Here is a 19,297-nt window from a genome sequence, read left to right as displayed (position 1 = left end):
AATTAGTCACACTCCAATTCGAAGCGGCCGGAATGCTGTGTTTTGGCGCTGAATTGGACGAAACCCTCTGGCTTCTTGCTAATGGACAGCTGCGTACCTTCCATAGAGCAATGAGACGTGCCTGTTAAAACAAATTCCAGCGGCTGATACCCCTTTAGTTCCAGTTGTACTTTCCAGTTGTCGTCACGCTGATTACGTTGCCAGCTCACAATCTGAGCATTGGCTGAATCGAGTAATGGGCCAGTGGGCCGGTTACTAGATAGAACCAGCAGCGGATTGTCACCCGTGAGATGCACAAAGCGCAGGTTGCGAGTGTCGTGAAAGCCCGCCACGCCTTCACTGTGATCCATATCGGGATACTGGTTTTGACTAATGCGCACGGTTGAAGGTGGCCGTATGCCGCGCCAGCGGTAACTGTTTTCGCTCTGCTGCAAAAGCGCCGAGTAGTATTGCCCCTGAACTCGCTTGGCATAGTCGCTGAGATACAACGGTGTAACCGGCTGCGAAAGGGCGTACTGGTAAACCTCTTTCAGCGCCTTTAAAGCTTCGGGTTTGGTGCCGGAGTAAAAGTGGTAGTAAATACTGATAGGCTTCAAGCGGTTGTGGGCTTCCAGAATCTTGAAGGTATCAACCACATTCCTGAAGCCGTAAAACGGCCCTGTCCACAGGTTGGTGTATACGTTCTCGTTCATGGTTGCGGCGTACACCTGGAGTTCATCACCGACAGGGCGGGCATCAGGCCATACGCCGGCCAGTTCCGAGGCATAAGGCAGCGGGCGCGTATCACCACCGTTTACGTTGACTAGCCCTAACTTCCTGGTGGCTTTCAATGCCTCAGGCCCCGGGCGGGCATCTCCAGTCCAGAGAAACACGGAAACAGGTTTGTCCTTGGGGGCTAAACGCTCATTAATGTAGGCAACTGAGCTGTCTATTTCCCGGGTCAAGGAAGGGGTGTAGCCAGGTACATCCATCGAGTAGCCGTAAAGAGTGTCTTCCGGGTCCGGGGCCATGGCAGCGCCGCCTTCAACCATTTGCCAGAAAAACGGATGGCTGTAGGAATGCGAGGCAACTTCAATATTCTCCATTCGCAAAATATCCCGGGCGCTGGCTTCTGCCTCTTGGCTAACAGTAGGGAAGAGCCCCTGCGGCGAGGTCTCAGCTTCGATTACCGAGATGGTGTGCGGGATGTCGAACACTTTCAAGATTCGTTCCTGAATAGCTTCTGATCCCAGTGGGCTGCCGGGTAGCTCCGCACGAGATACCAGTCCGTCGCCATCAATGTGCGCAGTGAGGATACGGCGGCCACTTTCTGTGGTGCTGTCTATCGCAGGGAAATCGTCCAGCTTAAGTGCTTCTTTCAGGAAACCGAAAGGATCAAATCGCCAATAGGCTTGATCATCAGGACCCATTTCAAAAATGAACGGCGCAATGGCTACACCGCCTGTTGGATGGGTGTAAACCGGGGTGAAGTTGTTGCTGGAAGAGTCTGCAACCGTCAGCCAGCTGCTGGCGAAGCGAGGCTGGGGCAGAGGCGTGAGCGTGCCTGTGGGCAAGCGCTTGCTCTCAAAGTTCCCCATAGAAGGGTGTGCAGCGGCAGGTTCCAGGCTGCCAGCCGGGACTGCCAGTCGCCGGCTTTGTATCAGGGCTTTGCAGGGGGTGGATGTGGGGGAGAGCCCAAAGACAACGACCGGGAAGCCTGTGGATTGTGATTGGCCAAGCCAGCGACAAAAGGCTGATGCGTTTGCGTTGGTTTCTCGCCAAACCACGGCGCCCAGGTAACGATCGTCAAGAGGTTCGTTGAGGAAAGGCTGAAGAATAGAGCGATAAGTTGGTACCAGCCCCAAGCGCTCTAACAGGATGCCAAGGCGCCGGTGAGCTGAACTCTGATCTGCCTGGTGTTCGGGCAGATCGTGAAACACCAGAATGTGGCGTTTCTTAATGGGTGGCAGTGTGGGGCCAAGGCGATTTAGATCGTGGTCCGAGACATAGGGCGTAAATCCTTCTTGTGCCAGCTGCTGAGACAACTCAACCGCCTCAGCGCCGCTTTTAGCGTAATCAATCGCAATGATGGGAGTGTTCGGGTGATTCTCGCGCCAATGGGATAGTTGGCCAGATAGCCATTCTCGGTCTTGTTCCGACGTGCGGTAGTAGCGCCGTCCGCCGGCTTCGTAGCCGTTGCGCCAGGATTCAAACGCAAGGGCATCAACCTGTTGATGGATCTGCTCGGGCAGATGAAACCCGCGATTAATGATGATGCGGCTTTCTGGAAAACGTTCGCGGATTTTTGCTATCAGTAGCGCCTGGGCATCGGCGAACGCCTGCTGATTGTTTTTGCCTTCTTCGGTAAGCAGGTGGCTGTCGAGCGTGTCCAGAAAAACACCCCTGAAACCACGCGTCATTGCAGGCGTTACCACGTCGTCGAGCATGAAAGCCCGAACATCAGCCCTTCGGATATCCAGAACATAGCTCTTCCAGGCCGTGTTCTCGCCCAATACCCAACCTTTGCCCAGGGTTTTTATGGCTTGGTCAGAGTGGGCCATTTCTCCAGCGCTGAGGTAGGCAATGGGGCGGGTGTTGCCCAGGTTAAGAAAGTCCAAGCGAGCATCGGAGGTCTGGGTTGGTTGCAGCACCAGCCAATCATAGGCATATAGGCTGCCAATGGGCGCTTCAAGCCCATAATAAAAGCCAACATTGAGGATTGAGGGAGAGCCCTGCCCAGCACTGGCTAGTAGTGACGCTGGTAGCAGTAAAAGTAAAGCGAACAGGGTGTTTCGGATCATGTAAGCAAGTAGTGCATCGAAAGCGAATAGGTGTGCTGTGGTTGCCCAGCGCTTAATAACGAAGAACTGATCAGATGCTGAGCAGGTTATAGCTTTATGCTGTTTCGAACAAGGCAACTCTGTTTGCCGGCAAGGACAAACATTATCGGTCCGTCAGCTTGATTTCGATACGTCGGTTTTTCTGTAGTGCCTCCGGCGCGGTGCCTTTCGCAACCGGGAAGAACTCGCCAAATCCGGCAGCGACCATGCGGTTTTGGGGCACACCCTGATTTGCAAGATAGCGGACGACCGCTACCGCACGGGCGGTTGATAGCTCCCGGTTGGAGGGAAACTGCGGTGTGTTGATGGGAATCAGGTCGGTGTGGCCGTCGATGCGCAGAATCCAGTCAAGATCTTTGGGGATGGTTTTAACCACATCCAGCAGCACCTCGGCCAGCTTATCCAGCTCACGTTTACCATCAGCGCCCAGGCTGGCTGAGCCGGAAGCGAACAGCAGTTCGGAAGGCAGCAGAAAGCGGTCGCCAACTACGCGGATGTTTTCATTGGCCGCCAGAATGTTCCGCAACCGGGAGAAGAATTCAGACTGGTACTGTTCCAGTTCGTTGACGCGCTCAGCCAGCAGCGTATTCAGACGCCGGCTGACGTTCTCCAGCTCGCCTTCTTTATCTGCAGCCATCTCCTTTTGCAGCTTCAAGGCAGCGGTTATCTGGCGCAACTGGTTCTGCAGCGATGCAATCTGATTGGACAGCTGCAGAATCATGTTTTGCTGGCTGACGGAGAGTTCGTCTTTGTCATCCAGCTCCTGATTCATGTTCGCCAGTCTTTCTGCGCGGGCTTCGGCATCAGCAGTCTGTTGCATCAGGCGATTGCGAGAGGCTGCCAGGCGGTCTTGCAGGTTCTGATTCTCAGCCTGGCTGTCGCTGAAGTTGCTTTGAGCCGTGAGTATTTGTTGTTCCAGCGCGTCTGTTTTGCTCTGTTCCAGCCCCAGCAGTTGCGATATTTCGTTCAGGCGCTGGTTCAGTCGGGCCAGTTCGGAGTTGCGGTCAGACAGTGTTTGAGACAGGAAAAGCTGGCTGACCACGTAGATCAACAACATGAAGATGACCAGCATCAGCAGAGCCGACAATGCGTCTACATACCCCGGCCATACGTTGGTAGTGCTTCGGCTGCGGCGCCTGGATCCGATCATGGCTGGCGTTCATTGCTAGTGAATGGGTCTAGCAGGTTGGTCACGCCGGTTAGCCACTCCTCCAGGCCGTCGTAAAAACGGTTCTGGGCGTGGCCCGCCTGAATGTCGAGAAAACCCAGGATCAGCGAGCCCCCAAGACCGAGCAGTGATGAGCTGAATGCCGTGCCCATACCCTGCAAGGGCGTCAGCAATCCCGTCTGAAGATCCGCAAATACCCTGCCGAAGTCACCCTGACCCATATCCAGATTGGTAATGACCTCGCCAACGGCATTGATGGTGCCAAGCAACCCCCAGAAGGTTCCGAGCAGGCCGAGAAACACCAGCAAGTTAATGAAGTAGCGTGTGATTTCCCGCTGTTCGTCCATTCTTGAATGAATGCCATCCAGAACGGTTCTTAGTGACATGGTTGATAGAGTGAAACGATCACGCTTGGCGTCTTCGCCTAGCTGCCGTGCCAGTGGCTTGAGCAGCCGGGGCTCTTCAAGCACCGAAAGACCGGAGTGGCCTGTGCGGAACTGGGCAATCCAGCGCAGTTCGGGGAACAGCACGAATACCTGCCGATAGGTGAGGCCGATGCCGACAATCAGTACGCCCACAATTAACAGGTTGAAGACCCAGTTCGCCATAAACGCGGTGGCCAGAGGTTTGTGGACCAACACGCCGACAATGGCAACAACCGCCAGAAAAAATGTCATCCAGAAAAGGGTGTGTTTTGGATTACTCATGGAAGAAGCCAGCCTTTTGAGATGTTCCTCAAAAGTTAGCACAGACTGGCGAGTCTTGATGGTTAATTGCCAGACATCATGGTGGCAAAAGTGCCCCGGCCAGGTATGGCGCCAAGCCGGGGCCTGCGTTAACGGTTTCAGTCTTGCTGAAGCGTCTGCACCATTGCCTTGGCTGCACCTTCGGATGAAGCCGGGTTCTGGCCAGTGATTAACTTGCCATCCACAACGATGTGCGGAGCCCAGTCGTCGCCTTTGGAGTAGGTTCCGGCATTTTCTTTCAGCATATCCTCCAACAGGAAAGGTACGATGGTTGCCAGGCCAACCGCCTCTTCTTCACTGTTGCTGAAGCCTGTCACCTGCTTGCCGCCAACCAGATTCTGGCCTGGTTTGATTTCCACATGTTTGAATACCGCCGGTGCATGGCATACGGCACCGATTACTTTGTCCTGTTCGTAGGCGCTCTTGATCAGGGCAATGGAGGTTTTGTCGTTCACCAGATCCCACAGCGGGCCATGACCACCCGGGTAAAAAATGGCGTCAAATTCGTTCATGTCCACGTTGCTCAGTACTTTTGTGCTGGCGAGAGCTTCCTTGGCGTGGGCATCTTTCTGGAATCGGTGGGTGGATTCGGTTAGCGCGTCATCCGCTTCACTGTTAGGGTCAACCGGTGGTTTGCCGCCTTTTGGCGACGCGATGGTGATGTCTGCGCCAGCATCACGGAATACATAGTAGGGCGCGGTGAATTCCTCGAGCCAAAATCCGGTTTTATGCCCGGTGTCGCCCATTTGGCTGTGTGACGTAAGTACCATAAGGATCTTCATAGAGCCGTTCCTTTCTGTCGCGAAGTGAGAGTCACCTGTTTTTACCAGACTTGTTACTGTGTCTTGTGTTGCCTGGCTGTTAATTCAACCTCAGTGACCTGGGCCTTTTTACGCAACCAGGCCCTGTGCAGATCTGAGAGCGTCTATACTCTGTATGCATTTCACTGCCTGCAGTGATTTGCAAAGGTGTTCAGGAGACAACAAACAATGCGATTACTGATTGTTGCTTTGCTGGCAGCGATAACGTTTTCTGCCGCAGCACAACAAGGTACCGAGACCGTTCGTGCCCTGACGGTTACGGTGGCTGCAAATCACGCGCCGCCATACCGGATTATACAGGGCGGCGAGCCCTCAGGCCTTTACGTCGGGATTTTCAAGGAAATCACGGATCGGCTCGGATGGAAAACGCACTATCGGGAAGTGCCCTTCCGCAGAGTGCTGAATCTGTTACAGAAGGGCGAGGTAGACGTAATGTTGGGCGCTCGGGAAACCCCGGAAAGAGAAGCCTATATGACCTTCGTTGTTCCGGCGTTTCCAGCGGATCGTCGACTGTTTCTGTATTTTGACGATGCCAACCGAATTGAACGCTATTCGGATCTCTATGGCAAAACAATCGGAGTTCTTGAAGGCTCTACTTACTTTCGGAAATTTGATAACGATGGGCAGTTGCGCAAAGAGCCCGCGCCCCGCTATGAGAATTTGATGTTGATGATGGAAAAAGGACGGGTAGATGTCGTTGTGGTGCCCGAACTCATTGGCATCTATACACTTCGCGAGCTGGGTATGCCGGTGAAGATATCGCCTTTTTTTGTGCCAGGAGAGCGATCATGGATTGCAGTTGCCAAAGCGTCGCCGGTATTGGAGTATGAGGACGATATAAGGGCAGCGTTCAAACTGATTGAGGCCGAGGGCATCTATGAAGATCTGGTACTAAAGTATTTGGATCAGTACGCTCAGTAATATGAGAGAGCCCGCCAGAAGAATACTATGGTCTGGCCCGTTTAGGTGGCTTGATGCCCGGGAGCAGGATGGTCATTTACGTGTTAGCCCTTAAAAAGAAGACGCTTTCCGTCTCTGCCAGAATTGTTACTTTTCTGCTGGCTCTTATGCTTGTTTGTGTGGGCAGCGCAGCGCAAAAGCCCACCTGCAAAACCTTGACCGTCAGCGGCAACCCGGAGTATCCACCGCTTCTATGGGAGGACCCCGGAGCACCGGAGCACCTCACGGGAGCAGTCACAGCGTTACTGGGAGAAATCCTTGAGTCCCTTGGGGTGAAACTTGAAGTTCAGAACCTCGGGTCCTGGGCACGGGTTCAGCGCCTTGCCAAGATTGGTGAACTGGATATGGTTGCCGGCGCGTTTATTACATCTGAGCGCATCCAGTATATGGACTATCTGCTGCCGCCCTTTACCAACCTTGCTGCGTCCATTTGGGTGCCCAAGGACAAGGTTTTCGAGTATCGCCACTGGCCGGATTTGCAAGGCAAACGCGGAAGCACGTTGATCAACAACAGCTTTGGCCAGGGTTTTGACCGCTATGCGGAAGATAACTTGCAGATTGTTGGTGTGCGAACCATAGAGCAGTCTTTTGAAATGGCAATTGCCGGGCGCATAGATTACGTTTTGTACGAGCGATTACAGGGGCAGGTGAAGCTGCAACGCTTGGGGCTGGCGGATGAGTTTGTAGCCCTGGATGTGCCGGTCAGTACCGAGGGGCTTTTCTTTACGTTTTCCAAGAATTCAAGCTGCAACACGTTTGAACTCCGCGAGCGCATTGCTGATCGACTGTATACACTGGTTAACGCAGGCCGCCTGGACGAACTTGTCAGCGAATATACTGCCCGTTACATGTCCCTTAAGCCATAGCGCCCACCGGACAACTCATTCAACCCGTAAGAGAGTTTTATCAGTATGGCAATCTGGACCCGCACACCGGATCTTGAGCAAATGGCCAAGGCCAGCATGAACACAGCAGTCAGCCACATGGGTATTGAATACACCGAAGTTGGTGATGACTATGTCACAGGCCGGATACCGGTGGATGAGCGCACGGTTCAGCCATTTGGCATTTTGCATGGTGGTTCATCGGTGGTTTTGGCGGAAACGCTGGGCAGCATGGCGGCAAATTGCTGCTTGAAAGATCCCGGTACCGTGGCAGTGGGGCTGGAAATCAATGCCAACCACATACGCCCTGCTACCAAGGGCTGGGTGTACGGAACGGCCAGGGCGCTTCATATTGGCAGCACAACCCAGGTATGGGAGATTCGCATGTCGAACGAAGAAGGCAAAACGACCTGTATCTCGCGCCTGACTATGGCCGTTACCAAACGGCCGTAACCAGCCGTTTAGAGCTGCGGGAGTACGCTGACATTGTCCCGACCCTTGGCCTTGGACAGGTACATGGCTTCATCGGCACGTGAAAGCAGTGATTCAAGGCGGCCGTCATCATTAGACAGCATGGCGATACCGAAGCTGGCGGTTGGCCTCAACTCTGCGTGTTTGTACTGAACTCGGAGCGCCTGGAGTGCTTGACGTAACAGTTCCGCCAGCTCCAGAGCTTGATCTTGATGGGTGTCAGGCAGTAACAGTGCAAACTCTTCGCCGCCGATGCGAGCGGTTATGTCAGATGCCCGCCCTCTGGTCCTTAGCAGGTTGCCGATCTCTCTGAGAACCTCGTCTCCGGCCTCGTGGCCAAAGCTGTCGTTGATTTGTTTGAAGTGGTCCAGATCGAACATAATCGCGGCGACAGGTGTCTGGCTTCGTTTTGCCTGTTGCAGGAGTTGTTCACCAAACTGGAAAAAAGCCCGCCGATTGTTCAGGAGCGTCAGTTCATCCTGCAGGGATGCTTTTTCTGCTGCCTGCTGGGCATCCTGAAGAGCTACTTCCATGTGCTTTCGGTCGGTAATATCGGTGGCAATTTCCAGGCGAACCAGGCGGCCATCTGTCCACTCAATGGCTTGATCACGGCACTGATACCAGCGCTTGTCTACCCGGTTCTGGAATTCCCATACATGAATGCCTGTTGCGGCCCCCGAGCTGTCAATCAGCAGGTGGTTTGTGCAGAAACTGCATGGGCCATCAGTGTTTTGCAGCATTTGCCAGCACTTCTGCCCTTCTGGAAAGCTGCCTAGGATGTTGCTGCCATAAGCATTCATGTAGAGCAGTTCGTGAGTTTCGAAGTCTGCCACATAAACCAGAGCGTCAAGATTGTCGAGAATCGTCTGAAGCCCTGCTGGCGCAGTAGATTCTTCAGCAGCCAGAGACGTTGAATGATCGACATCAACATTTCTGGACGGAATGCGATTCCTGGCTTTATGGGTAGTCATCGGCGTCAGTTCGTGTGAGTTTTCGGCGCAGTATATCAGTGATCAATCAAACGATGGCAATTCCCGCTTGGCAATGGGTTTGCCGGCTTCCTGCCAGGCATCAAACCCGCCTTCAATCGATTGAACATGCAGATAGCCCATTTCCTTCAAGGCTTTTGCGCTCAGCGCTGAACGACCTGAGGTTTTGCAATACAGAACAATTTTCATGTCCCGGTTTGCCAGCGTAGGGTCGTTACTGAATTTAAACTCCAGCGTGCCCCGGGAAATGTTTGTGGCTTGGGGAATGTGGCTTTGCCGATATTCGTCGCCATCGCGAACGTCCAATAGCAGATCTGCAGCTTGAATGGCGCGGTCAGCTTGATCGAGGGAAATTTCCTGAATTTGCTGTTTTGCTTCTGCAACAAAATCCTGGGCGGTTTTCATAACAGGTTCTCTCTACTATAAGGGTGTTTGGTCAGACTAAGACATATTACCAAGGTGCGTAACCCTTCAGGTGTGTTAAATTCACCAGCAAAGCATAGTGAGGAAGCTATTTAATGGCCCTGCCGGAAACCAGTAAAGGCGTTGCGTACGGTCTGTCTGCATACATTATGTGGGGCTGTTTCCCGCTGTATTTTGCGCTGTTTGAAGGGGTGCCAGCCTGGGAGGTGGTGATTCACCGGGTGCTTTGGTCCTGCGTGTTTCTGGCCGTGATTGTTACCTTTCTCAAACGCTGGCCGCCGGTGAAATCCGCGCTGGCGCGCCCATCGAAACTTGGCTACGTTCTCGGCTGCGCGGTGCTTATCGCTATTAACTGGGGTGTGTACATCTACGCCGTGGAAAGCCGGCAGGTGCTGCAGGCAAGTCTTGGCTACTTCCTTACGCCACTGGTAAACGTTGGGCTGGGGATGTTGGTGCTAAAAGAGAGCATTTCCCGGCTTCAGATAGTAGCAGTGGTGCTGGCCACTATTGCGATTCTGTATCAATTGTTCCTGCTGGGCGTGGTGCCCTGGATCACACTGGTGCTGGCGTTCAGTTTTGGAACCTATGGCCTGCTCCGCAAACAGGTAGCCCTGGATGGGCTTTCGGGCCTGTTTGTGGAAACGCTTCTGCTGTTGCCGGTTGGCCTTCTTGCCCTTGCGACACTCAGTTACGCCGGGGTTTCCCACTTCGGGGGCAGCACTGAAACCACGCTCTTGTTGCTCTCCAGCGGCATAGTTACGGCGGTTCCCCTGTTGGCCTTTGCCGGTGCTGCCAGAAGGTTGCGGCTTTCCACCGTTGGCTTTCTTATGTACATCAACCCAACCATCCAGTTTTTGATCGCGCTACTGGTATTCAGCGAACCGCTTAGCCCTGAAAAGCTGACGAGCTTTGTGATGATCTGGATAGCTCTGGCAATGTATTCATGGTCTGCCTGGGCAGGGCGCAGCCGGCCAGTCGCGCAGTAGGGCTTACTCCATTGTTTCCAGATATTGCTCCAGCTCTTCAGCCAGCCAGCCCACAACGGCGCCGCCTTGCGCCTGCTCGGATTCCAGTGCGCTGAATACTTTCCACCAGCGGGCACTGCGATGGTGAACAACCTTGAGCTTTTCCTGTTCCAAGGCATCTGCAATCAGGGGCAGGGGCAGATCTGCCCACCCGGCACCATCAATTACCGCATCCCGGATGAGCTCGTACATGGTGAAAGCCAGGTAGTTGGCTGTTTCCGGAGACTCGGCTTCCAGCCGATCGTTTTCCATAAACGCCAGTGTGACTTCGGTAAAGCTGATGAGGTCGTCCTGGGTTACCCGCTTCAGTTGGCTCAGTGGATGATCCGGTGCCGCTACCGTGAGCATGCGCACATCGGCAAGCTCACGAAACCATTGATAGCCCTCGCTTGCCAGCGCAGGCATAAGCCCGTAGGCCACATCCACGGACTGGCTTTTGACCAGAGGCGGCAGCTCCCGGGGTGTGGCCAGATAAACAGAAAGACTGGTCTGCGGAAAGCGGATCTTGAGCCGGCGCAGAAGATCGCGCCACACAGGCTCTGGAATTGAATCGTCCCGGGCTATGCGCAAAACCGACTCGGCACCACTGAGATGGTGCTGGCAGCGTGCAAAAATCTGCCCGGCGACCTGATCAAATCGGCGGCAATCGGTCACTATGGCTTGGCCGATGGTGGTCAATTGCAACTGATTGCCGCTGCGCTCAAACAATGCCACGCCCAGTTCGTCTTCCAGCGCAGCGAGAGCGGTGCTCACAGTGGTGCGGCTTCGGTTGAGTTCCCGGGCCGCAGCGGCGATGGTGCCATTGCGAACCACGGCCAGAAAAACCTGTATTTGCGATGTTTTCAAAAGAAATCTCCCGTTCCGCCGGTTTTTCCGTCGGTGACCGACTCACACTGTCAGTTATGTGGCGATAATATGCTGGTAATTCACGGGAGATCAAAATGTTTAAGTTTATAGCGCGGGAAAACATGGCGCTGAGTTTGTCTGCGGTAGCTGCTGGTTTGTTTGCTCTGGCCGGTATTACTTGGGGTTTGTGGATTGATTCGCTGGTTATTCTGTTTGACGGCGCCTATTCACTGGTCAGCCTGTTGCTGTCGCTGCTGTCACTATACGCTGCGCGGATTATTCGCCGCCCCGCCAGTAAAGAATACCCGTTCGGCCGCGGAGCGGTTGAGCCTTTGGTAATTGCTATTAAAGGCTTGGTGATAACGCTGGTGTGTGTACTGTCTCTGGCCTCTGCCATTGCTGCGATGCTTGAAGGTGGTCGCGCGGTGAGTGCCGACAAAGCGCTGGTGTTTGCTGGCGTGAGTGTTTTGGGGTGTGCCGCCGTTTGGGTGTACCTGAAGTGGGCCGAGCGTCGCCAGTCTTCGGGCTTACTGGTTGCAGAGCAGGGTCAGTGGTTTATGGATTCTGTACTCAGTGCAGCCGTGCTGATGGGGTTTGGAATAGCCTGGTGGTTGGAGCAGAGCGCTTGGTCCGCATGGGCTGTGTATGCCGACCCGGTGATGATGATTGCTATCTCCGCCTATTTCATAATTGTACCCGTGAAGATGACCATCGGTGCCGTGCGCGAGCTTTTGCTGGCCGCGCCCCCAGCAGAATTTGCAGAAGAAGTTCATGAGGCCCTTAGCTCTGTGGGGCTTGATCCGGATCAGGTGAAAATGGCGAAAGTTGGCCCCAACCTGATGATGGAAATCAGTCTCCCTGTCAACTGGCCGGGGCGCACTGAGCGCTTGAAGCGGAGTCTGCTAAAACACCTGTCGGATCTTCCGGTGCGCCCGGCGATTTTTATCCGCAGCCTGGTCAGTTAACCTAGGCGGTATGAAACAACCGATAACCGCCTACCATAAAGATGAAGAAGACCATTGGGTCGCCCGGTTGGCTTGTGGCCATAATCAACACGTGCGCCACACGCCACCCTGGGTCAACCGGCCCTGGGTGATCACCGAAGAGGGGCGGCGCTCCATGCTGGGTTTTGAGCTCGACTGCCGTAAGTGTAACGAGGGAGCACCACCAGATTTTTGATAAGCTCCTCGTTAAGTCGTATTCAAGGTATCGAGGGTTTGGTCGATAATACACAAACCGACTTAATCATCAGGAACTGCCTCCATGACGTTTTTGAACTCCCTGCGCATTCGAACCCGCCTGCTCCTTGCCGTGCTAATACCTGTTTTGGCGACGGCTGTCACGGTTTCCTGGGTTGCTGTCAGTCAAATCCAAGCCGGTGGAGAAGCTGAGCTAAAGCGGCTTGAATCAAGCCTTATGGTGTCCCGAAAACAAGGCCTTAAAAACCTTGTTGATGCAGCGAAGGCTGTAGTGGAGGAGGCTAGAAGCAACCCCGAGCTGACAGAGCGCCAAGCTAAAAAGACGGCGGCAGACAGGCTGCGGGCAGTCCGGTTTGAAAAAAATAACTATGTGTTTGCCTTCGACCGTTCAGGGCAAGCTGTCTCCTATTCACCTGATCCCTCTATCGAGGGTACACAAGCCGGCCCCGCGTTCGCCAGAGTGTTGTCGCAACTGTTCCGGGCGGTCGAATCCGATGGTTATTACTCATATAGCTGGTCGAATCCTGCCTCAGGTAATGAAGAGCCCAAAATTAGTTACGCTGCCGTCATACCGGAATGGGATTGGTTAATAGCAGCGGGTGTGTATGTAACCGACATAGAGAGGCAAGTAGCTTCCGCTCGTGTAGAGATTGAAGCAAGTATCGCCCGCACCATTTGGTTTGGAGTTTTGGTGACCCTAGCCGTAGTGGCCGTTTCGATATTGGTCGGCGTATTTGTTGGCCGCACGGTTACCCGCCCACTTAAGAACGTCAGCGATATGATGCAAGAAATTGCTGATGGTGACGGTGATCTTCGCCAGCGTTTGCCTGATGCAGGCACGGATGAGCTCGCTGAATTGGGACGCCGATTTAATGCGTTCGTAATCAAAATCCAGACAACGATTCAGGAAGTCGGCTCCACAACAGATCAGGTGGCTTCTGCCGCGGAAGAATTGAGCCGTGTGGCGAATGAAACGCGCGCGTCTGTGCAGGAGCAGGGAGCGGAAACAGACCAGATTGCGTCTGCAATTAACGAGATGGCTGCAACCATTCAACAAATCGCCGGTAATGCCAACGAAGTTGAGAGTGCCGCATCTAATGCTGACCGCATGGCTCGCGATGGTGGTGAGACCATTACCAATGCCCAGGGTGCTGTGAATAAACTATCTGAAGAGATTCTGAAAAGCGCTCAAAGTATCAATGCTCTTGCTGAGAAGTCTGATGATATCCAGCAAGTTCTGGACGTAATTCATGCAGTCACTGAGCAGACGAACTTGCTGGCTTTGAACGCTGCTATCGAAGCTGCCCGAGCTGGCGATCACGGTAGGGGCTTCTCTGTCGTTGCGGATGAGGTTCGGCAGTTGGCGAGACGCAGTGCAGAGTCTGCAGATCAAATTCGGGAAATGATTGATGGCTTTGTGAGTGAGTCACTTTCTGCCGTTGAGCGGATGAATCAATCTCGCGATCATTCATCGGAGACGGTTGAGCGTATCAACCATGCGGCCGGTGCCCTGACGACTATCGAGAAATCGGTAGGTCAGATTCACGACCAGGTTACCCAGATCGCCGCGGCTGCAGAGCAACAAAGCCAAGTGGCCGAGGAAATTAACCAAAATGTGGTGCGTATTGTAGAAGCAGCACAGCGCAGTGATGCAGGCGTTACCCAGACTAATGAGGCCAGCAATGAACTGGCTCGGTTGGGCGAGAATTTGCGGGATCTTGTAAGCCAGTTCAAGGTTTAACGATGGGCTGGGAATTTTGAAAACAGGTACAGATCGTTCAGAGTGTATTTGAGCGTTGCTCATGGCGAAGAGGTTGATCACGGGCTAGTATTGCAGGCGTTCAAACGATAACAACGCAACAAAATAAATGGTGTTAACGATGATGACACGTCTGTTCAAGATGGTAGCGGTAACGCTGCTGCTTACTGTTAGCTCTTTTGGCATGGCTGCAGATAACTATACGCTACGACTTGCGCAAACCTGGGGGCCGAACTCGCCGATTTTGGGTGAAACCACCACAAACATGGCGAAGATGGCCGAAGAGATGTCCGGTGGCCGCTTGAAAATCCGCATAGATAGCGCCAACAAGCACAAAGCGCCTTTCGGTATTTTTGATCTGGTGCGCAATGGCCAATACGACATGGGCCACACGGCCTCTTATTATTATAAGGGCACCATTCCAAACGCCATGTACTTCACCACCGTGCCCTTTGGCATGATTGCGCCTGAAATGTACGCCTGGTTCTATCACGATCAGGGCATGGAGCTGATGCAGAAGGTTTATGAACCTTTCGGTCTGATGTCCTTTCCGGGTGGCAACACTGGTAACCAGATGGGCGGATGGTTTAACAAGGAAATCAATTCGGTCGCAGATCTCAAAGGCCTGAAAATGCGCACGCCCGGGTTTGCCGGCGAAGTGATGGCCGAGTTGGGCGTTGCCGTTACCAATTTGCCCCCCGGTGAGCTATACACCGCACTTGAGCGTGGCACTGTGGACGCTGTGGAATGGGTCGGGCCGGCTTTGGACTTCCCCATGGGCTTCCACCAGATCGCCAAGTATTACTATTCTGGCTGGCAGGAGCCGGGTGCAGAAGTACAGTTCCTGATCAACGATAAAACCTGGAAAAAGCTGCCGGAAGATCTGCAGGCAATCCTTCGCATCGCCATGCGCACAGCGGCTTACGACATGTATATTCAGACCACCCACGAAAGCGGCGTGGCCTGGGACCGGATGAAAGAAGACTACCCGAACGTGACCCACAAGACGTTCCCGCCGGAAGTCATCAACGCCATGCGTGATGCAACAAACAAGTTGTTGGCTGAGGCTGCCGAGAAGGATGATCTTGCAAAAGAGATCATAAATTCCCAGCGTGACTATCTGAAACAGGTTCGACAGTGGACCAATATTTCCGATAAAGCCTACCTGAACAGTATTGCCACCGACTGACCCCGCTACACTGCACCCTGGCTACTGAGGTGGACAGGGTGCTCTCATTGCAGAACAATCCCATGAATGCAGTGCGTAAATCCTGCACACTGCTTTTTATGTAGCTTCCTTTCTGGAAAAATACGCCGCAGCAGGGGCTTTTTCAGAAGCTCTCTTAATCTTGGGCAGGGTTGATGACTAAAACACTCTTATCGCTAAGCGGTATCAGCAAGCAGTTTGATGGCAAGACCGTGTTGGATGAACTCAGCCTTACCATTGATGATGGCGAATTCATTACCCTTTTGGGGCCCTCCGGTTGTGGTAAAACCACCTTGTTACGCATGATGGCGGGTTTTGAACATCCGGATGAGGGCACGGTTACCCTGTCTGGCGTTGATATCACTCAGACCCCGCCGGAACACCGGCCGCTCAACACCGTTTTCCAGAACTATGCGCTGTTCCCACACATGTCGGTTTTCGACAATGTGGCCTATGGCTTGAAAATGGAAAAACGGCCGAAAGCTGAAATAGCGGAGCGAGTTGAAGAAGCGCTTGCAATGGTTCAGTTGGAGGACTTTGCCAGGCGCAAGCCTCACCAGCTTTCCGGAGGCCAGCAGCAGCGGGTTGCGATTGCCCGGGCAGTGGTCAAACGGCCCAAAATGCTGCTGCTGGACGAGCCTCTGTCTGCGCTGGACTATAAATTACGCCGCACCATGCAGGTAGAGCTCAAACGCCTGCAGCGGGAGCTGGGCATTACCTTCGTGTTCGTCACCCACGATCAGGAAGAAGCGTTGTCCATGTCTGATCGAATTGTGGTGCTTAAAGACGGGCACATTCAGCAACTTGGCACACCTCGTGAAGTCTATGAGCGCCCGGCAAATGTGTTTACCGCGCGCTTTGTGGGCCAGACTAATTTTTTCCCCGGCCGTGTAACCAACATTGAGGGTGAGCGCATCAGTGTGGATGTGTTTGGCCTGAATCGGGATCTGAACAAGCCTTCGTTCCGTGTTGCGATGAAACAGTCTCTACACGTTTTGCTGCGCCCGGAAGATATCCGTGTGCTTGCACCAGATGATACCGAAGGTGTGGCCGGCAAGATTGTCGAACGCAACTACAAAGGCAGTACCCTGGATTCGATGATTGAGCTGGAAGACGGCAGCCATGTAATGGCGAGCGAGTTCTTTGATGAGGACGACCCCACATTCGATTACAGCATTGGTGAGCGGGTGCGTGTTAGCTGGGTAGATGGCTGGGAATGGTTGTTGGCGGAAGAGGGCGACGAGCCGCTCACCGATGAGGAGGAGCTGGCAGCTGATGATGCGGAGCATTAAACAGCAGCCGTTCAGAGCGGCTGTACTGGTGCTGGTGTGGGGTTGGTTGCTGTTCCTCGTGCTCGCGCCCAATATGCTTGTGGTGGGTGCCAGCGTGATGACGCGGAACCCCTCTACTTTTATCTCGTTGCCCTTGAACCTGGATGCCTACCGGCAACTGTTTAATCCTCTGTATCTGGACGTGTTTCTTCACTCCTTGTACATGGCGGCACTAACAACTCTGATTTGTTTGCTGATCGGTTACCCTTTTGCATGGGCCTTGTCGCGGGTGGAGAAGCGCCGGCAGATGCTCCTGATTTTCCTGTTGATTGTGCCCTTCTGGACAAACTCTCTGGTGCGCACCTACGCCTTGAAGCTAATCCTGGCCACCAACGGTCTTTTGAACAGCGCACTTATGTCTTTGGGTGTGATTGATGAGCCGGCGCAGCTTTTGTACACCGAAGGTGCCGTGATCGTCGGCCTGGTGTATTTGCTGCTGCCCTTTATGATCCTGCCCCTGTATTCGGTATTCGAAGATTTGCGGCAGGATGTCCTGCTCGCCTCCCACGACTTGGGTGCGGGTCGCTTGGCTACCTTTAAAAATGTCGTGGTGCCGCTGACGCTGCCGGGCGTGTTGGCCGGTGTAATGCTGGTATTGCTTCCAGCGATGGGATTGTTCTTTGTACCGGACATTCTGGGCGGGTCCCGCAATCTACTGGTGGGTAACGTGATCAAAAACCAGTTTCTGGATGCCCGCAACTGGCCCTTTGGTGCCGCCGCCAGCATCGTGCTGACACTTACCATGGCATTGCTGATGTTCGCTCACCGCCTGAGTAAGCGCCGCCTGGGCGAGGAGGGTGCCTGATGCGCTGGCTCTCCCGTAGTTACCTCACCCTGGTGTACCTGCTGTTGTACGTGCCGATTGTGGTGCTGGTGGTGTTTTCTTTTAACGACTCCCGCACGGGTTATAGCTGGGGCGGGTTGAGTCTGCGCTGGTACGATTCATTATTTAACAATCACGCCATGGTGCAGGCCATGTGGAATTCGCTGTGGCTGGCACTTACCGCGGCTACGGTCTCCACAATCATTGGCGCGCTCACCGCACTGGCCCTGCATCGCTATCGATTTCGCGGCAAAAGAGTTCTGAACGGCATGCTCTTTGTGGTGATGATGTCGCCTGAAATTGTGCTGGCCATTTCGTTGCTGGGGCTGTTCCTGCTGCTGGGCCTGAAACTTGGCTACGTTTCATTGCTGCTTGCGCACGTGACATTCTGCCTGCCGTTTGTAGTGATTACCGTTATGGCACGGCTCAGCGGTTTTGATGAACGCTTACCAGAAGCAGCCAGAGATTTGGGCGCGAGCGACTTCACCATGACCCGCACCGTTTTGATACCGGTTATCATGCCGGCGTTAATGGCAGGCTGGTTGCTCGGCTTCACCCTGTCCATGGACGATGTGGTGGTGAGCACCTTTGTGAGCGGCCCAAGTTACGAAATTCTGCCACTGCGCATCTACTCCATGGTGCGCGTGGGGCTTAAACCTGAAGTAAACGCACTTGGCACTCTGCTGCTAGTGTTCTCACTAGTGATGTTGATGTTGTCGCAATGGATTCTTTCAAGGAGCAAACAATGAAGAAACTCGCACTGGCCGGCATTCTGGCGCTTGGCCTGACCGGCTGCAGTTCCGATGACCCGCAGGTACTTAATCTGTACAACTGGTCTGAATACATGCCTCAGGAAGTGCTGACCCGCTTCGAAGATGAGACCGGCATCAAAGTGGTATACACCACCTACGACAGCAACGAGGCCATGTACGCCCGTTTGAAGTTGCTGGATGAGAGCGCCGCATACGACCTTGCTGTGCCTTCTACTTACTATGTCAGCAAAATGCGCAATGAAGGGCTGCTGTTGCCCATCGACCAAAGCAAGATCAGCGGCTTTGATCAGCTTGATCCGGAACTCACAGGCCTGGATATCGACCCGAGTAACCAGTTCAGCGTGCCTTATCTCTGGGGCACTACCGGTATTGGCGTGGATACGGCCGATATTGCCGGCGAGCCGGTGACCGCGTGGGAAGATCTCTGGGATGAGCGCTTCAAAGGCAAGGTGAACCTGACAAATGACATGCGTGAAGTCTTTCACATGAGCCTGCGAGTACTGGGCTATCCCGGTAACAGCACCGACCCTCAGCAAATTGAGGAAGCCTATGAAAAGCTGACGGAGCTCATGCCCTCCGTGCGTACATTTAACTCGGATGCACCCCGCATGCCCTTCCTCGAAGGCGAGGCGGATGTGGGCATGATCTGGAACGGCGAAGCCGTTATGGGCAAGGAGAGCATGGAAGCGCTGGAGTATGTGTATCCGGAAGAGGGCGTTATTGCCTGGCTGGACAGCTTCGTAATCCCAAAGAATGCCAAGAACCCGGAAGCAGCCCATCAGTTCATCAGCTTTGTGCTGCAACCGGAAATTGCGGCGCTGATCAGCGAAGATATTGGCTACGCCACGCCGGTGCTATCTGCCAGGGAGCTGTTGGACGATGAGGTCGCCGGAGATCGTGCCAGCTACCCTACTCCGGAAGACATGGTGAATGCAGAGTTTCAGACCGACATAGGGGATGAAGCCTTGCAGGTCTATGCCAAGTACTGGGAAAAACTGAAATCAGGGCTGTAACACCCGGCTTCCGAGTGTGATAGTGCAGGGCCAGTCCTTG

19 protein-coding genes are annotated in these 19,297 nt (G+C 53.9%); 12 read left to right on the top strand and 7 right to left on the bottom strand.

The features are described from left to right. Positions 1-2: 2 nt before the first annotated feature. The 4 genes from Q0824_RS12295 to Q0824_RS12280 form a co-directional block, all read right to left on the bottom strand. Complete coding sequence (locus Q0824_RS12295) at positions 3-2,780, bottom strand: endo alpha-1,4 polygalactosaminidase (RefSeq protein WP_298450924.1); 2,778 nt, start codon at positions 2,778-2,780, stop codon at positions 3-5. A gap of 142 nt (positions 2,781-2,922) precedes the next feature. Continuing rightward, positions 2,923-3,969: a peptidoglycan -binding protein gene (locus Q0824_RS12290; RefSeq protein WP_298450922.1), complete on the bottom strand. Its 1,047-nt coding sequence runs from the start codon at positions 3,967-3,969 to the stop codon at positions 2,923-2,925. Next, on the bottom strand, positions 3,966-4,694 hold the full coding sequence (locus Q0824_RS12285) for a flagellar motor protein MotA (protein ID WP_298450920.1): 729 nt from the start codon (positions 4,692-4,694) through the stop codon (positions 3,966-3,968). Before Q0824_RS12285 ends, Q0824_RS12290 begins: the two co-directional genes overlap by 4 nt. Before the next feature lie 137 nt (positions 4,695-4,831). Then, positions 4,832-5,515, bottom strand: coding sequence for a type 1 glutamine amidotransferase domain-containing protein (locus tag Q0824_RS12280; RefSeq protein ID WP_298450918.1), 684 nt, complete (start codon positions 5,513-5,515; stop codon positions 4,832-4,834). A 207-nt stretch (positions 5,516-5,722) separates the two neighbouring features. On the opposite strand from Q0824_RS12280, the gene Q0824_RS12275 reads away from it, so the two are divergent. The 3 genes from Q0824_RS12275 to Q0824_RS12265 all read left to right on the top strand — a co-directional run bounded on the left by Q0824_RS12275 (position 5,723) and on the right by Q0824_RS12265 (position 7,851). Further along, complete coding sequence (locus Q0824_RS12275) at positions 5,723-6,475, top strand: transporter substrate-binding domain-containing protein (RefSeq protein WP_298450915.1); 753 nt, start codon at positions 5,723-5,725, stop codon at positions 6,473-6,475. Between the two features lie 80 nt (positions 6,476-6,555). Beyond that, on the top strand, positions 6,556-7,380 hold the full coding sequence (locus Q0824_RS12270; protein WP_298450912.1) for a transporter substrate-binding domain-containing protein: 825 nt from the start codon (positions 6,556-6,558) through the stop codon (positions 7,378-7,380). Between the two features lie 45 nt (positions 7,381-7,425). Then, positions 7,426-7,851 carry a hotdog fold thioesterase gene (locus Q0824_RS12265; protein WP_298450909.1) on the top strand — a complete coding sequence of 142 codons (426 nt, stop codon included), beginning with the start codon at positions 7,426-7,428 and terminating at the stop codon, positions 7,849-7,851. Positions 7,852-7,859: 8 nt separating this feature from the next. On the opposite strand, the gene Q0824_RS12260 is transcribed toward Q0824_RS12265, so the two are convergent. After that, a complete protein-coding gene (locus Q0824_RS12260) occupies positions 7,860-8,840 on the bottom strand; it encodes a sensor domain-containing diguanylate cyclase (protein WP_298450906.1) in 981 nt (326 codons plus the stop codon). Positions 8,841-8,882: 42 nt separating this feature from the next. Continuing rightward, positions 8,883-9,263, bottom strand: coding sequence for a rhodanese-like domain-containing protein (locus tag Q0824_RS12255; RefSeq protein WP_298450903.1), 381 nt, complete (start codon positions 9,261-9,263; stop codon positions 8,883-8,885). Between the two features lie 113 nt (positions 9,264-9,376). On the opposite strand from Q0824_RS12255, the gene rarD reads away from it, so the two are divergent. After that, positions 9,377-10,267 carry an EamA family transporter RarD gene (gene rarD, locus Q0824_RS12250; protein ID WP_298450900.1) on the top strand — a complete coding sequence of 297 codons (891 nt, stop codon included), beginning with the start codon at positions 9,377-9,379 and terminating at the stop codon, positions 10,265-10,267. Between the two features lie 3 nt (positions 10,268-10,270). Here rarD and Q0824_RS12245 read toward each other — a convergent pair whose 3' ends face one another. After that, complete coding sequence (locus Q0824_RS12245) at positions 10,271-11,152, bottom strand: LysR family transcriptional regulator (protein ID WP_298450897.1); 882 nt, start codon at positions 11,150-11,152, stop codon at positions 10,271-10,273. 95 nt (positions 11,153-11,247) lie between these two features. Between Q0824_RS12245 and Q0824_RS12240 the strand changes: the two genes are divergently transcribed. The 8 genes from Q0824_RS12240 to Q0824_RS12205 all read left to right on the top strand — a co-directional run bounded on the left by Q0824_RS12240 (position 11,248) and on the right by Q0824_RS12205 (position 19,257). After that, positions 11,248-12,117: a cation diffusion facilitator family transporter gene (locus Q0824_RS12240; RefSeq protein ID WP_298450894.1), complete on the top strand. Its 870-nt coding sequence runs from the start codon at positions 11,248-11,250 to the stop codon at positions 12,115-12,117. Between the two features lie 10 nt (positions 12,118-12,127). Further along, entirely contained in the window at positions 12,128-12,331 is a 204-nt protein-coding gene (locus Q0824_RS12235) for a DUF3565 domain-containing protein (RefSeq protein WP_298450891.1), read from the top strand. An 84-nt stretch (positions 12,332-12,415) separates the two neighbouring features. Next, the gene (locus Q0824_RS12230) at positions 12,416-14,092 is read left to right on the top strand and encodes a methyl-accepting chemotaxis protein (RefSeq protein WP_298450889.1); all 1,677 of its coding nucleotides are present in this window, start codon (positions 12,416-12,418) and stop codon (positions 14,090-14,092) included. Between the two features lie 202 nt (positions 14,093-14,294). Continuing rightward, complete coding sequence (locus tag Q0824_RS12225; protein ID WP_298451659.1) at positions 14,295-15,299, top strand: TRAP transporter substrate-binding protein; 1,005 nt, start codon at positions 14,295-14,297, stop codon at positions 15,297-15,299. A gap of 173 nt (positions 15,300-15,472) precedes the next feature. Further along, complete coding sequence (gene potA, locus Q0824_RS12220; protein WP_298450886.1) at positions 15,473-16,609, top strand: spermidine/putrescine ABC transporter ATP-binding protein PotA; 1,137 nt, start codon at positions 15,473-15,475, stop codon at positions 16,607-16,609. Further along, complete coding sequence (gene potB / locus Q0824_RS12215) at positions 16,593-17,453, top strand: spermidine/putrescine ABC transporter permease PotB (RefSeq protein WP_298450884.1); 861 nt, start codon at positions 16,593-16,595, stop codon at positions 17,451-17,453. Before potA ends, potB begins: the two co-directional genes overlap by 17 nt. Beyond that, entirely contained in the window at positions 17,453-18,220 is a 768-nt protein-coding gene (gene potC, locus Q0824_RS12210) for a spermidine/putrescine ABC transporter permease PotC (protein ID WP_298450882.1), read from the top strand. The genes potB and potC overlap by 1 nt, the downstream gene beginning before the upstream one ends. Next, the gene (locus Q0824_RS12205) at positions 18,217-19,257 is read left to right on the top strand and encodes an extracellular solute-binding protein (RefSeq protein WP_298450880.1); all 1,041 of its coding nucleotides are present in this window, start codon (positions 18,217-18,219) and stop codon (positions 19,255-19,257) included. The genes potC and Q0824_RS12205 overlap by 4 nt, the downstream gene beginning before the upstream one ends. Positions 19,258-19,297: the final 40 nt, after the last annotated feature.

Source organism: uncultured Marinobacter sp., from assembly GCF_947488835.1.
Taxonomy (GTDB): Bacteria; Pseudomonadota; Gammaproteobacteria; order Pseudomonadales; family Oleiphilaceae; genus Marinobacter.
The sequence above is the reverse complement of the archived record's forward strand: the minus strand, read 5'-3'. Positions and strand labels throughout refer to the sequence as shown.